Origin of the sequence: Halomonas sp. M20, from assembly GCF_020622265.1 — a bacterium.
Taxonomy (GTDB): Bacteria; Pseudomonadota; Gammaproteobacteria; order Pseudomonadales; family Halomonadaceae; genus Modicisalibacter.
Genome location: NZ_JACNMQ010000002.1, coordinates 299121 through 313586, shown reverse-complemented (window position 1 = coordinate 313586; position 14466 = coordinate 299121). Strand labels below are relative to the sequence as shown.

Below are 14466 nucleotides of genomic sequence, written 5' to 3'. Positions count from 1 at the left end.
CTTTGGAAATTCAATAGAGCGATATCATCAAAATGACCTAGTATGACTGCCCTTTATCGCGGTGATCTCGATTGGTTCGTAATCACTCGATCAGTGCATCCATCATCATGGGAGCTATTTAATGGCAATGTTGAGCCTGGCCGTCGCCTTGCTATTCGATGCCGTGTATCTCGGGGCGCTGGTCAGTACGCCACGCTGGCCGGAAATGAGCTATGTCGTCTTGTCAGGGCTGGTGGTGGGCGCATTCGCGGCATGGCGCTGGTGGCAAAGGCCCGGATTGCCGGGATGGCAGGCGGTGCTGCTGTCTATCAGCTTGCTGTTGCCTTTTACCAGTTGGCTAAAGGCGTACCGTATAGAAACTGAGCGCTCCAGCGACTCAGACGAATCGGAACCCATGCCGCGACGGGATTTCAAAAAGCGTTTAGGGATGCTGGTTCTGCTGGGGTTGGTATTGCTCGCCTCGGTCAGCGAGTTTGCCGAGCGGCGCGTGCTTGGACCGGTATTGGCACCAACTCAGGTCTCGGCAATCACGACGCTTGATCGCTCCTTGACACTGGCGGCGGCCTCCTATGCCTCGGCACGGTTGATCGATCGCGGTATCGCCCTGGCAGCCGAAGCAGAATTGACGTTACCGTTCATCGGCGGTGTCGCGGTCAAGCCGGGGCAGGTATTCAAGCCGCTGCAGGATATGGCGGAACGTTATTCGGATGTCATGGTGGTGGCCATGGCGTCGATCGGTATTCAGCGCGTGCTGCTGGAGATGGGAGAGGGCGCGGCGATAACGGTTCTTGGAAGCCTGAGCGCAGTGCTATTGATGATGGCGCTGGTGTTTTCGGGGCTGTCTCGGCGTCTGGTGCTACTGGCACGAGGTGTCGTCATCGTGCTCGTAGTCGCCCGTCTGGCACTTCCCTTGATGATAACCGGGGTCGGGTTCGTCTCAGATGCCCTTCTGGAAGAGCGGCGACAGCAGGCTCAGCAGAGTTTGAACGTGGCAACGGCGGAACTGCAGCAGGCGGATGTCGATACGCTGGAGGAAGAGGAAGGGCTGACACAATGGCTGAATGATCTGCGCGAGCGCACCGCGGACATGACCCTGAGCGTACGCCAGTTCTCCGATGACATGGTGGAGCGTTTCGTTCAGCTGCTGGTGGTCTATCTACTCGAGACCTTGTTGCTACCCTTGGCAGCCTTATGGGCGCTGTGGCGAATGCTTCGCACCCTATTCGCTCCTCGGTGGATCACCGAGGAGCGGGAACGGCTGAGACTCGAATGAATCAGATGCGATCGGTGCGCAGGGCGCTGGCCTCGCTATCGTCCAGAGCGTCCTGATCGGCGTAGCGCTTGGCGCCGGAACGCAGGGTCACACCCAGGTTGTTGCTGGATTCTTCGGTTTCCTTGGGCAGCAGATGCTCGATCGCGGATTTCTCTTCGAGCAATTCGTCTTCCGTCGCCTTCATGTACTTGCGTGCTTCATCGTCGATGGACAGGCCTTGAACGATCTCGTAGCGCCCATAGCGACAGCGTACCGGGAAGGAGTAGACGATTCCCTTGGCGATGCCGTAGCTGCCATCGGAGAAGATGCCCATGCTGACGAAATCGCCGTCTCGAGTGCCTAGTTCCCAATCGCGCATGTGATCGATGGCGCCCTGGGCAGCGGATGCTGCACTGGATAGACCGCGTGCCTCGATGATCTCGCCACCGCGCTTTTGCACCCGCGGGATGAAAGTTTCCTCGACCCACTTCTTGTCCAGTGTCGGCATGATCGGCTCGCCGAAGGCTTTGGCATTGCGTACGTCGGGATATTGAGTCGGGCTGTGATTGCCCCACACGGCCACATGGGTGATGTCCTGGGTGTTGGCACCAATGTGGTTACCCAGAATGCCCTTGGCACGGTTGTGATCCAGTCGGCTCATGGCGGTGAACTGCGCCGGGGAAAGATCCGGTGCGTTACGGCTGGCGATCATGGCATTGGTATTGGCGGGGTTACCCACCACCAGAATCTTCACGTCCGGGTTGGCGTTGTCGTTGAGGGCGCGGCCCTGACGACTGAAGATCTCGGCATTTTCCGCCAGCAGATCCTTGCGCTCCATGCCCTTGCCACGCGGCTTGGCGCCGACCAGCAGCGCATGGCTGACGTTGCGGAAGCCATCTTCCGCATTGTCGTGCAGACGCACGCCAAGCAACAGCGGGAAGGCGCAGTCCTCGAGCTCCATGGCAACGCCACGCAAGGCCTGCATGGCCTCGGGGCGCTCGATGAGCTGCAGGATTACTGGCTGATCCTTGCCAAACATGTCGCCAGAGGCAATACGGAACAACAATGAGTTACTGATGCTGCCAGCAGCGCCGGTGACAGCGATACGAAAAGGACGTTTCAAGTGGGATCCCTCCTGAAGTTCGATGGTAGCTACGACACCATGCTCGCATCCTCACGGGAACAAGGAAACAAGCGTCGTACAATATCCGGCACGGACGAGCATATTTCAAATAGGTCCATCACCATGTCAGAGCATAACAAAAACCGGCCCGTTTACCTCTCATTGCATGGCTTGGAACAGCGCATGGGATAACGACTTTATGACTATCCCTTGCGAGGGGACTGTTTGGGCGAGGTGATCCCTGAATGTACGTAGGGAAAAGCGCTGTCTAGGTAGGCCGCGACATCCAGCTCCGCCTCGGGGCCGAACAGGCTGGGTGGATACGCATCGATAACGTGCTGGCAATGTCGTTGCATCCAGACAAAATCGATGCGGCTGACAATGGCAATACTGCGGACATCACGGTTGGCGATGAAAAGGTCGGCGACCAAGACGTCTTTATGGTGACGCAGGATTTTCAGGCCGACATGGAAATCCTGAGCGCCATCCAGGTAAAGCACATTGGTAAAGGCGAGCAAAAAATATGATTTATTTTTTCCTTTCAGTGTCGAGTAATTGACATGAATAGGAGAATAAAAATGTTGGGTTCCATCATGGTCAGCGGAGATTGTTTGCCAAGCAAACCAATGATTGTTGATGATTCGAAGAGAATCCTCATTCTCGGGGTAATGCGATCCAGGCATTGGGTGAAGTTTCCGAACCGAATAAGGCGTAAGTGTGATGAATGACGCATTTCGTACGCAATACGAAAATAGTGATCAGAATGATTAAAAAAAACGATGCAGAAACAGGTGATTGGATATTAACTTTCTCATTAATATAAATAAGGGAAAATAAATTCAACGATTGATTGGTTCGATATTTTTCGTAAGAATCGATGTAGACACGATTTATTCGTTCTTTTTTGATCCTGAATAACGGTCTTGTTATTTTTCTAAGGCTAAATGGATGGAATTTATATGCGAGGAAATGGTGCTTTTTTGCGTGATGTAAAGCGTGCTGAATCGCCAATAATCTTCTATAAATCTCGATTCTGGGGGCGATGCTAAATTGAAAGCATGAACAACTCGCGAAGCACAAGAAACTAAAGCGATTGTCAGCATAGCCTCGAAGATATGCCTGGAATGGAGGCGCTAGCATCAGGTTTAAGTTTTGGCAATCTATCGAATACCTCAGGTCGAGTGCTTCAAGCGTTCAGACAGTTTGTATAAATAGTATTCTATAAATTAAATTTTTAGTAAATTATATGAAATATGTCTGCTTAAAATCAGAAAAAAGTTTTACGAATTGTTTTTAGTTTAGATTCCTCCTCGCCTTTCCCTGTATTGTCTCGCTATTGATAATACGACTTTAGTAGCTATCAAAGAGTAATTATGTAATGGAATCTGTCGAGGGTTATGTATGCATGGTGTATGCAAGAATCTAGTATACACAGTTGCCTAGTGTTTTTTTGATACCCAATATTCCGAATAATGTATAGAGAGGCCCTTGATTGGTCCTATTCCCGTTCGTCTTCTGGTTCTACTGCCTTGTTGTGGGCATCTTCTAACGTCGGCTCTACGTCGTATTAGCGTCTACGCTCATTAACAGGAGTTGGATGACCGATTGCGCACAAGATAAGACCATTCGGGAGTAGCGGCATGGAACAGCGCGAACAACTTGAGAAGACATTGAAGCCGCATTGGGTGTGGGCCATTGCGTTTGGCTCCGCTATCGGTTGGGGCAGCTTCGTTTTGCCTGCAGACTGGCTTGCCATGGCCGGCCCCCTGGGCGTGATGCTGGGCTTGAGTATTGGCGCGGTGCTGATGATTATCATCGGCGTCAGCTATGGTTTTCTGATCAAGATATATCCTGTCACCGGGGGTGGATTTTCCTATGCCTATCTAGGGTTTGGACGAAATCACGCTTTTTTTTGCGGCTGGTTCCTGACCTTGGGTTACATGTCCATCGTGGCCTTGAATGCCTCGGCTCTGGCGTTATTGGGCAAGTTTCTGATTCCCGAAATAGTCGATATCGGGCGACTCTATAGCGTTGCCGGCTGGGACGTATACCTGGGCGAAATCGTGGTTGCCAGCTTGGCCTTGATCCTGTTTGCACTGATCAATATTCGCGGGGGAAGCCTTTCCGGCAAGAGTCAGTTCGTATTTTGCGTACTGTTGATCATTGGGGCGGTTGCAGTGGTTGCTGGCATGTTACTGGCACCAAGTACTGCTTTCAGCAATCTGCAGCCACTGTTCAAGCCCGAGGTGTCCTCCTGGGCAGCGGTGCTCTCAATCGTAGCCATCGCCCCTTGGGCTTATGTCGGCTTCGATAGCGTTCCCCAGGCAGCAGAAGAGTTCGACTTCTCGCCGGCCAAGGCATTCACGCTGATCGTATTGGCCCTCGCCATGGCGGCAGTGCACTATTCAGCCCTGGTATTGGCGACGGCATTGGCAATGCCCTGGGTGGATCTGGTGGGTCAGTCACCGGTATGGGGTACGGGGGAAGTGGTACAGGCGACGCTAGGGAATCTAGGTCTGGCTGCTCTGGCGTTGGCGCTATTGATGGGGATCGCGACAGGTCTCAATGGCTTTTATATCGCCACCAGTCGTTTGATGTTCGCCTTGGGCCGGGCGGGAGTGCTTCCTTCTGCATTCGGCCAGCTGCATTCGAAGTATCGCACGCCTACTGCAGGCATCCTGTTTACTTGCGGTATTTGCTTGTTGGCACCCTGGCTTGGCCGTGAAGCGTTGCTTTGGGTCGTCGATATGGCCGCTACCGGTGTCGCTATCGCTTACTTTTATTGCTGTGCGGTGGCCTACAAATGCTTCAAGTGGTCCGAACAGGGATCCGGCAAGCACTATGAGGGCTGCGTGTCACCGTTCAAGAAATTCCTGTCGTTGCTTGGTGCGATCAGCAGTCTGTCGTTTTTAGGGCTCTTGCTGATTCCCGGCTCGCCGGGGTTCTTGAGTGGACCGTCATGGATCGCGCTACTAATCTGGACTGCATTGGGACTTATTTTGTATGCCACTCGTCGGCATATTTTCCAGCGAAAATCGAAAAAAGATCTCGATCATTTGATTCTGGCATCCGATGAGGTATAGCCATGTATCGGCTGAGTGTCTGCGTGTGAAAAAGCGCTACGCGTATGCGCTGCCATCTGGAGTAGCTTCGGCATCGATGGCAGCGATCGATTGAGCGGCTTCACGTAGTGCCGGCAAGAAGCTCAAGGCTTTTTCTCGTGACAGACGCATGGTGGGGCCTTGAACCGCCAAGCCAAGATTGGAGCGGCCCTTGGCGGCAGGAACCAGAACGGCGATGCATACAAGACCGGGCAGGAATTCTTCATCGTCGAAGGCATAACCGGTACTGCCGACACGTTCTATCTCCTCTTCGAGGAGGCCCAAGTCGGTGAGGGTGTTATGAGTGAAGCGTTCAAGAGGCACATGGGCCAGCAGGCGCCTGCGCTGAGCGGGTTTCATCTGGGCCAGGAACAGTTTTCCGCTGGCGGAGCAATGCACCGGAACCTGGGAGCCGGGATGCAGGTAAAAACGCAAGGGCGCCTGGGTCTCGACGCGATCGAGATAAAGCACTTCGTTACCCGACAGCGCCGTGATATTGCAGCTTTCACCAACCTCCTTGACGAGTTGGCCAAGGACTGCGTGTCGTGCCCCTTGCACGGTGTTGTTGAGCAATAGGTTTTCGGCCAGGCGGCGCAAGCGTACGCCAGTGCCGTAATGGCGGTTATCACCGTCACGTTGCAGCATTCCGGCGGTTTCGAGTTGCTGCAGCATGCGATGCAGGGTCGGCTTGGGCAAGCCGGTTTCTTCCACCAGTCCGTGAAGGGTAAAGAACTGATCCTTCTCGGCAATGATTTCCAATAAGGACAGGAGGCGCAAAGCAGGCGTATCGCCATCGATCTTGGCTATTTCGGGCTTCGTTTCGGGCTTCATAACGACGGTCTCGATGCAGATGGTGATCTGACCACTAACATGGTAATTCCTGAATTTGATCTAAAGCATACCATTTTTTGAGATTTGTATTGACGCTGATCCCTGGAATGACTAGATTCAGCATCAGTTCCAAAAAATGGAATAAAACGTACCGAATAAAGCAAACGCTCACTCCGGAGGGTTTTCCATGAGCACCCAAGACAACACCGACAACCGCCAGGTTGTTCAAGGCAAGCAGAAGATGACACCGTCCGAAGCCTTCGTCGAAACGTTGGTGGCTAACGGCGTTACCGATATGTTCGGCATCATGGGCTCAGCCTTCATGGATGCCATGGATATCTTTGCTCCGGCGGGCATTCGTCTGATCCCGGTGGTACACGAACAGGGCTCCGGTCACATGGCGGACGGTTATGCCCGCGCCTCCGGCCGCCACGGCGTACTGATCGGCCAGAACGGCCCAGGCGTCTCCAACAGCGTGACCGCCATCGCTGCGGCTTTCTGGGCGCATACCCCGGTCGTCATCATTACGCCGGAAACCGGCACCATGGGTATCGGCCTGGGCGGCTTCCAGGAATGTAACCAGCTACCCATGTTCCAGGAGTTCACCAAGTACCAGGGGCACGTCACCCATCCGGCGCGTATGGCGGAATTTACCGGTCGCTGTTTTGATCGTGCCATGTCCGAGATCGGCCCGACCCAGCTCAATATTCCCCGGGACTACTTCTACGGCGAGATCGAGGCCGAGATTCCCAAGCCGATGCGTCTGGATCGTGGCCCAGGTGGCGCCAGGACCCTGGACGAAGCGGCGGATCTGCTGGCCAAGGCCCAGTTCCCGGTGATCATTTCCGGTGGCGGCGTGGTCATGGCGGACGGCGTGGAAGAGTGCAAGGCGCTGGCAGAGCGCCTCAACGCACCGGTGGTCAATAGCTATCTGCACAACGACTCTTTCCCCGCTAGCCATCCGCTGTGGTGTGGCCCGCTGGGCTATCAGGGTTCCAAGGCATCGATGAAGCTGATGGCACAGGCGGACGTGGTTGTCGCCCTGGGGACGCGTCTTGGGCCCTTCGGCACCTTGCCCCAGCACGGCATGGACTACTGGCCGACCAATGCCAAGATCATCCAGATCGACGCGGATCACAAGATGCTCGGACTGGTCAAGAAAATCTCCGTAGGCATCTGCGGCGATGCCAAGGAAGCCGCTGTCGCCCTGACTGAACGCCTGCAGGGCCGGGATCTGGCCTGTGACAGCAACAAGGATGAGCGCGCCAAGACCATCAAGAGCGAGCAGGACGCCTGGGAGAAAGAGCTGGATGAGTGGACCCATGAGCGGGACGACTACAGCCTCGACGTAATTGAGGAAAACAAGCAGGAGAAGACCTTCTCCGGCGGTGAATACCTGCACCCGCGTCAGGTGCTGCGTGAGCTCGAAAAAGCCATGCCGGAAAACGTCATGGTCTCGACCGACATCGGCAACATCAACTCCGTGGCCAACAGCTATCTGCGCTTCGAGAAGCCCCGCAGCTTCTTCGCGCCGATGAGCTTCGGCAACTGCGGCTATGCCTTCCCGACAATGATCGGGGCCAAGGTTGCTGCGCCTGAACGTCCTGCCGTGTCTTACTGCGGCGATGGCGCCTGGGGCATGAGCCTGATGGAAACCATGACCTGCGTGCGTCACAACATTCCGGTTACCGCCATCGTGTTCCATAACCGTCAGTGGGGCGCCGAGAAGAAGAACCAGGTGGACTTCTACGGCCGTCGCTTCGTTGCCGGTGAGCTGGATAACGAGAGCTTCGCCGAGATCGGTCGCGCAATGGGCGCCGAAGGCATGGTAGTGGATAAGCTCGAAGACGTGGGCCCGGCGCTGAAGAAGGCCATCGACATGCAGATGAACGAAGGCAAGACCTGCATCGTCGAGATCATGTGTACCCGCGAGCTGGGCGACCCGTTCCGTCGTGACGCCCTGAAGAAGCCGGTACGGATGCTGGAGAAGTATCAGGACTACGTGTAAGAAAGCCGTCTTTACTGCGGCAAAGTAAGATGACTGTCGTCGGTGCTGGTACGCCAGCCCGACGATGGCCAATCGCGCATTACTCGCAACGTAAATACATGCTTTCTTCGCGTTCAAGTCTACAAAACCCCTGATGCCGATGAGATGCTCTCATTGGATCAGGGTTTTTTGCTTTTTACGTCAGTGTTTACTAGGAGACGTCAACCATGCAGGTGCTCGACAACATCATGGAGCGTGCCAAAAAGGCGCGTAAGCGTATCGTTCTTTGCGAAGGCGACGACCCACGAGTATTGAAAGCAGCCGTTCGTGCGGCCCAGGATGGCATCGCCGACATCAGCCTGGTCGGTGAACGCGCGAAGATTGAAACCACGGCAGCCGACAATAACCTGTCTCTAGATGCCATCACTCTGCTCGACCCGGCTGAGTCGTCATTGACCCCCTCCCTGGTCGAGGCGTTGTATCAATTGCGCCACAAGAAGGGCATGACCCATGAGCGGGCCGAGCACGAAGTGCGAAAGCCGCTGGTCTTCGCCGATCTGCTGGTGCGCCTGGAACATGCTGATGGCTCCGTTGCCGGTGCGGTGCATACCACCGCGGACGTAGTGCGTAGCGCCATTCAGATCGTCGGGGTCAAGCCTGGCGCCAAGCTGGTGTCGAGCTTCTTCCTGATGGTGATGGAAGAAGCGCATCATCAACACAAGGGAGGCATGATCTTCTCCGACTGCGGCCTGGTCATCGATCCCAAGGCCGAGGAGCTTGCCGAAATTGCCAAGGCAGCGGCGGATAGCGCTAGTGCTCTGCTCGGCGAGGAGCCGAAAGTGGCCATGCTGTCATTTTCCACCAACGGTAGCGCCAAGCACGCAGCGGTGGACAAGGTGGTCGAAGCGGCGCGCCAAGTGAAGGCCGAACGCCCCGAACTCGCCATCGATGAGGATATACAGCTCGATGCCGCCATCGTACCCGAGATCGCGCAGCGCAAGTTGCCGAATTCCCGCGTCAAGGGCGAAGCCAATGTGCTGGTCTTTCCCGACCTCGAAGCCGGTAACATCGGCTACAAGCTGGCGGAGCGTATCGGTGGCGCCAAAGCCATCGGACCCATGCTGCAGGGGCTGGCCAAACCGGCCAACGATCTCTCCCGAGGCTGTAGCGCCGATGACGTCTATCATGTAATTGCCGTCACTGCGGTACAGGCCCAGGCGGTCGAGCGAGACGGATGAACATGGAAGGCCATGCACGATCATGACCCTTGAAACCTTGTTACCGTTCCTGGCGGTGACGGCGCTGGCCGGTTACTTCCAGACGGTGACCGGCTTTGGTCTGGGCATGATCGTGATCGGCATGACCAGCGGACTGGGCATCGCCTCGGTCGCGACGGTTGCAGCGGTGGTCAGTCTGCAGATGGTGGTCAACAGTGTCGTGGCGCTGCCCGGTAAGCTCCAGCACGTACATTGGCCAGCGATCAGGGCTGTGATTGTTGGGTTGCTACCGGCGATTCTGGGCGGCGTCCTGCTACTCGATTACTTGAGTGCCAGTGCCTCTCGCCTTTTGCAGCTCGCTCTGGGCGGCCTCATTCTCTATGGTGGGATCAGCATGTTACTGCAGCCCAGTCGCCAGACAACACTATCCTCCTCGAAGAGTTTCTTCATCAGCGGCGTATTGTCCGGGCTATGCGGTGGGCTCTTCGCCACACCCGGGCCGCCATTGATCTATCAATGCTATCGCCAACCGCTACCCTTGATCGGTATCAGCAGCATGCTGATCCTGTTCTTCTCTCTCACATCGTTCGTACGGACCCTGTTCATTGCCTTTCAAGGGCAGCTCGATATGGAGATCTTCTTGCTGGCCGCCTGGTCGATACCGGTGATTGCCGTTACAACCTACCTTGGACGTCGTTTTCCGCCACCACTATCGGGGGTGACCATGAGTCGCCTAGCGTTTCTGGTGCTGGTGGTGATCGGGAGCGGGCTCATCGGCGGCTCGCTGGGCATTCTATAGTTCATTGTCGATTCGTAAAGCCCTGGGGCATTTACGAAATTCTCACACCTTCTGTTTTCCAGTTGTGTATGACCAGTGCCAGAAATGGACATTTCATGGCTTCTGCATGCACCGGGAGACGACTTGTATCGACGATCGGCGGCTAGTCGGGCAGTGCCTTTGGTGCTTCGCCCAGAGGATGTCGGGCGCGTTGCTGCCAGACCTCCAGGCCTTGCTTGAGATAGGGCAGGAAACGCTGACAGTGGCGCGAAGGTGGATGAAAGCGCGAGGTGATGAGGGCTATTTCCAGGTCAATGGCCGGCTCAAAGGGCAGTACCACGAGGCGACTGTCGCGGCGCTCAAGAAAGCTGGCAGCGGAGACAGGGTCTACCAGCGCATGGCCAAGCCCTGCATTGACCAGACTTATGGCCGAAGGAAACAGGTGCGTTTCGATGGAACTCTTGAAACGGATGCCTGAAGTGCGAAAGGCGTTTTTGAGCTTGAGAGTGCTCTGGTGATGCTCGTCAAGGGTAATCAGCGGCTCGCCATCCAGATCCTTGGGGGTCACCAGCCTATGCTTAGCCAGTGGGCTGTCGGGTGGCACCGCCAGATGCATACGCAAACGATAAGTAAAGACGTTCAGCTCTTGCAGATCGTCCTGGATCTCGATGACACCCAGGTCGAACTGTCCTTCCGCTACCCAGTCTCGGATCTTGGTCGAGCTGAAGGTCTGCAGTGACAAGTGGCTATCGGGATGGTCGTACAGATAGTCCGCCATGATCCTTGGCATCGCCGAGGGGGATAGGCCGGGCATGCAACCTATGGTCAATTTGCCCGCATGCCCTTGGCGCAGCCCTTCGGAGAGTTCACCGAGATGTTTCACCGACGCCAGTACCTTTTCTACCCCCTCTGCAAGATACTGGGCTTCCGGGGTTAGCTCGGTACCGAAGTGGTTGCGCCGGAACAACAAAAACCCGACCTCCTGTTCCAGATTGGCGATAGCAGTGCTGACTGCAGGCTGACTCAATTCCAGGCGCCGTGCCGCCTTGGATAGGCTACCGGTACGGACGACTTCTTGAAAAATTTGCAGCTGGCGTAGGTTGTTACGAATCTTCATGGATCTGGCTCTAAATTGTATTTATGAATTAATAGTTTTGCTTAAGTTGTTTTTATAGCATGGTGCGCCGATGCTGACCGAACTCACAACATCAATAACGAGGGTGTCAACATGAACCTGATCGATCTTCTCGGTCTTTTGCTGTACTTCGCGATACTGATCCTGATTGGCTATCGCAGCGCAAAAAAGGTATCCAATAGCGCGGATTTCGCCGTAGCAGGTAACAAGATCATTTGGCCGGTGTTGTTCGCTACCCTAGCTGCGTCCTTCCTTGGCGGCGGCGCTTCGATGGGGCGAGCCGGCAAGTCCTTCGATGAAGGCTATGCTTTCATGTTCGCGGCTTCTGCTTTCCCCATCGCTACCGTGCTGGCAGGACTCTTTATCGCTCCGCGCCTGAAGCGGTACACCAACGCCCATACTGTGGGCGACATCATGGGGCTTCATTTTGGCGCTAGTGCTCGTCTGTTCACCGGTATCTTTTCGCTGGTTTTTTGCGTCGGCATCCTCGGTGCGCAAGCGCTAGCCGTGGGTACCGTTTTCCATGCCATCCTGGGTATCGAGGTTTCCACCGGCATTCTGATTGGCATGGCCGTGGTACTTCTCTACTCCACCGTAGGTGGTATGTGGGCCGTCATTCAGACGGATGTGGTGCAGTTCCTGATGCTGGCGATCTTCCTGCCCATCACCATGATCATTGGCGTCAATGAGATCGGCGGCCCCGCTGCCCTGATCGAGCAATTGCCCAGCGGCCATTTCAGTTTGATGGGCGACTACTCTGTTGGCATGTTCGTGAGCATATTCATCGCTTTCCTGCTCGGCGAAACTCTGGTGCCGCCCTACACACAGCGTGCCCTGTCAGCGCCGGACTCACGCCATGCTCGTATTGGTTATTCGGTGGCTGGTGGCTTCGGTTTCCTGTTTTATTTCGTCAGTTCCACTATCGGCCTGATAGCCCTGGTAATGTATCCATCCATCAGCCCCGACCAAGCGATGCCGGCACTCATTCGTGATGCGTTGCCGATCGGTATCACCGGCCTGGTGCTGGCGTCGCTGCTGGCAGTGGTGATGTCCACAGCGGATTCCTATCTCAACTCGGCGGCGGTGATCTTCGTCAGCGATATCTACAAGCCTTTTATCGATCCGAACGTTAGCGAGAACAAGCGGCTGTGGATCGAGCGATTGGTCAATCTGCTGATTGGTGCCGGCGCGGTGGTCTTCGCCCTTTATGCTACTTCCATCGTCGATGCATTGCTTCTCAGCTACTCACTCTGGGCTCCTACCATCCTGATTCCCTTCGTTCTAGGGGTGCTCCTGGATCTCAAGTGCAATAAGGCCGCTATCAGCGCCATGCTCGCCGGTGCGCTGGTCACCATCTTCTGGAAATGGGGGCCCTTCGACTTGCAGGAGGCGACCGGCTTCACCGCCCTGATCGCTGGAGTGTTGGTCAATATCCTCGTCTTCATCGTCGTGTACCGGCTATTCAAAAGCCACAAGACACTCGCCAAATCCAACGCCTAAGGAGATAGTCTCATGCACTGGTATGGAATCATCATCTATTCGGTAAGCTTGGCCTGCTTCCTGACCGCTATCGTCATCGGTATCAAGTCCTACAAGTTCTACAAGGAAAACTAGGACCATCCCGCCGCTGTGCTTGGGGCTTAATGTAGAAGCGCCAAGCACAACATCGCTTCATCTTTTCAATTCCGGTACGAATACCTATTACCTGCATCGACAGTAGAGCTTATATATGAAAAAGGTCGCCATTATCGGCGCCGGCATCATCGGCCTATCGACATGTCATCATCTGCAGAAGCGAGGCTACCAGGTCACGCTCTACGATGATCAAGAGCCGGGCTCTGGCACTTCTTTCGGCAATGCCGGCTTGATCGCCAACTATGCTACGACCCCTTTGGCCAATATCGATACGCTGCGCCAGATGCCGGGCAATCTCGTTCGACGGGACCGTTCGATATCGATCGACATTACCTACACTCATGCTCTGGCTGGCTTCGGGTATCGATTCCTAAACGCGGCGAGAAAAAGCAGTTTTTCTGCCAACAAAGCAGTGCTCATCGATATCATTGGACGGGCCATCATCGCCAACGATGCACTCATCGATGATGTTGATGCAGATGATTATTGCACCCAGAACGGTTGCTTACAGGTCATTCGCAGCGACAGGGAGGCATCAAAGAAGCTCCAGGCCGCTGCCAAGGACAAACAGGCCGACGGCGTGGTCTGCCAGATATTGACTCGCGAGGAGGTGCTGGCACTGGAGCCGGTGCTGAACCCGAGCCATCTCGAAGGGGGTGTCTATTACCCTGATACCAAGCATCTCAAGAGTCCAGAGACTTTCAGTCGCTGTATCTACCGCCATCTTCAGGAAAACCACCTTCATCATATAAAAGAGAAAGTCACGGGTATCACACAAGATCGGCAGGGGCACTGTCGCGTCGACACAGAAGCAGGCGCTCTGGAATATGACCACCTGGTACTCTGTGCCGGCATCGGTAATAACCACTTCCTCACGCAACTGGGCATCACGCTTCCGGTGGTCAGCGAGCGTGGTTATCACATTATGCTGGATGACCAGGCAATTAAATTGAATCGCCCAGTGGGCTGGCTCGAGCATTTCTTCTACGCAAGCCCCATGCAAGAGGGCATTCGGTTGGCGGGCACCACGGAATTCGCAAGTCCCCACAAGGCTGCCAATCCGAAACGCTTCAAACAACTGGAAGCCTGGAGTCGTGAACTATTCGACGCCGAGGTTTGGGTGACGTCCGAGTGGGTGGGTGCACGCCACTCGACCCCGGATGGATTACCTGTGATCGGCAGGCTTCCCGACTTCAATAATATTCTCGTTGCCTATGGCCACGGACATTTGGGACTGACATTGGCTGGCTTTACGGGCGACTTGGTGGGAACGCTGCTTGAGAGTAATGTCGAGGCCGTGCATGGCGAGGCGCTCTCACCGAGACGCTTCACTTCTTGAGTGTTTCCCTGAAGCGCATTCGCATAGCAGTGCTGGCTCGTTTCATATCGTGATAGTCGCCATTCCAA

The 14466-nt window shown here is 55.2% G+C and carries 11 protein-coding genes; 7 read left to right on the top strand and 4 right to left on the bottom strand.

Annotated elements, in window-relative coordinates; all coding sequences use genetic code 11:
• The first annotated feature begins 121 nt into the window (after positions 1–121).
• Positions 122–1273, top strand: coding sequence for a hypothetical protein (locus H7850_RS07075; protein ID WP_227368820.1), 1152 nt, complete (start codon positions 122–124; stop codon positions 1271–1273).
• 1 nt (position 1274) lies between these two features.
• On the opposite strand, the gene H7850_RS07070 is transcribed toward H7850_RS07075, so the two are convergent.
• A complete protein-coding gene (locus tag H7850_RS07070; protein WP_227368819.1) occupies positions 1275–2375 on the bottom strand; it encodes a malate dehydrogenase in 1101 nt (366 codons plus the stop codon).
• A 203-nt stretch (positions 2376–2578) separates the two neighbouring features.
• Positions 2579–3058, bottom strand: coding sequence for a hypothetical protein (locus tag H7850_RS07065; protein WP_227368818.1), 480 nt, complete (start codon positions 3056–3058; stop codon positions 2579–2581).
• 957 nt (positions 3059–4015) lie between these two features.
• On the opposite strand from H7850_RS07065, the gene H7850_RS07060 reads away from it, so the two are divergent.
• Positions 4016–5458: an APC family permease gene (locus H7850_RS07060; protein WP_227368817.1), complete on the top strand. Its 1443-nt coding sequence runs from the start codon at positions 4016–4018 to the stop codon at positions 5456–5458.
• Positions 5459–5494: 36 nt separating this feature from the next.
• Here H7850_RS07060 and H7850_RS07055 read toward each other — a convergent pair whose 3' ends face one another.
• The gene (locus H7850_RS07055) at positions 5495–6307 is read right to left on the bottom strand and encodes an IclR family transcriptional regulator (protein WP_227368816.1); all 813 of its coding nucleotides are present in this window, start codon (positions 6305–6307) and stop codon (positions 5495–5497) included.
• Positions 6308–6494: 187 nt separating this feature from the next.
• Between H7850_RS07055 and xsc the strand changes: the two genes are divergently transcribed.
• The 3 genes from xsc (at position 6495) to H7850_RS07040 (ending at position 10310) form a co-directional block, all read left to right on the top strand.
• Positions 6495–8315 (top strand): sulfoacetaldehyde acetyltransferase, encoded by a 1821-nt coding sequence (gene xsc, locus H7850_RS07050; protein WP_227368815.1) that lies wholly within the window; start codon positions 6495–6497, stop codon positions 8313–8315.
• A gap of 206 nt (positions 8316–8521) precedes the next feature.
• Entirely contained in the window at positions 8522–9532 is a 1011-nt protein-coding gene (gene pta, locus H7850_RS07045; protein WP_227368814.1) for a phosphate acetyltransferase, read from the top strand.
• Between the two features lie 22 nt (positions 9533–9554).
• A complete protein-coding gene (locus tag H7850_RS07040; RefSeq protein WP_227368813.1) occupies positions 9555–10310 on the top strand; it encodes a TSUP family transporter in 756 nt (251 codons plus the stop codon).
• Between the two features lie 142 nt (positions 10311–10452).
• Here H7850_RS07040 and H7850_RS07035 read toward each other — a convergent pair whose 3' ends face one another.
• A complete protein-coding gene (locus tag H7850_RS07035) occupies positions 10453–11406 on the bottom strand; it encodes a LysR family transcriptional regulator (protein ID WP_227368812.1) in 954 nt (317 codons plus the stop codon).
• Between the two features lie 111 nt (positions 11407–11517).
• Between H7850_RS07035 and H7850_RS07030 the strand changes: the two genes are divergently transcribed.
• On the top strand, positions 11518–12924 hold the full coding sequence (locus H7850_RS07030; protein ID WP_227368811.1) for a sodium:solute symporter family protein: 1407 nt from the start codon (positions 11518–11520) through the stop codon (positions 12922–12924).
• Positions 12925–13153: 229 nt separating this feature from the next.
• On the top strand, positions 13154–14398 hold the full coding sequence (locus H7850_RS07025) for an NAD(P)/FAD-dependent oxidoreductase (RefSeq protein WP_227368810.1): 1245 nt from the start codon (positions 13154–13156) through the stop codon (positions 14396–14398).
• Positions 14399–14466 lie beyond the last annotated feature (68 nt).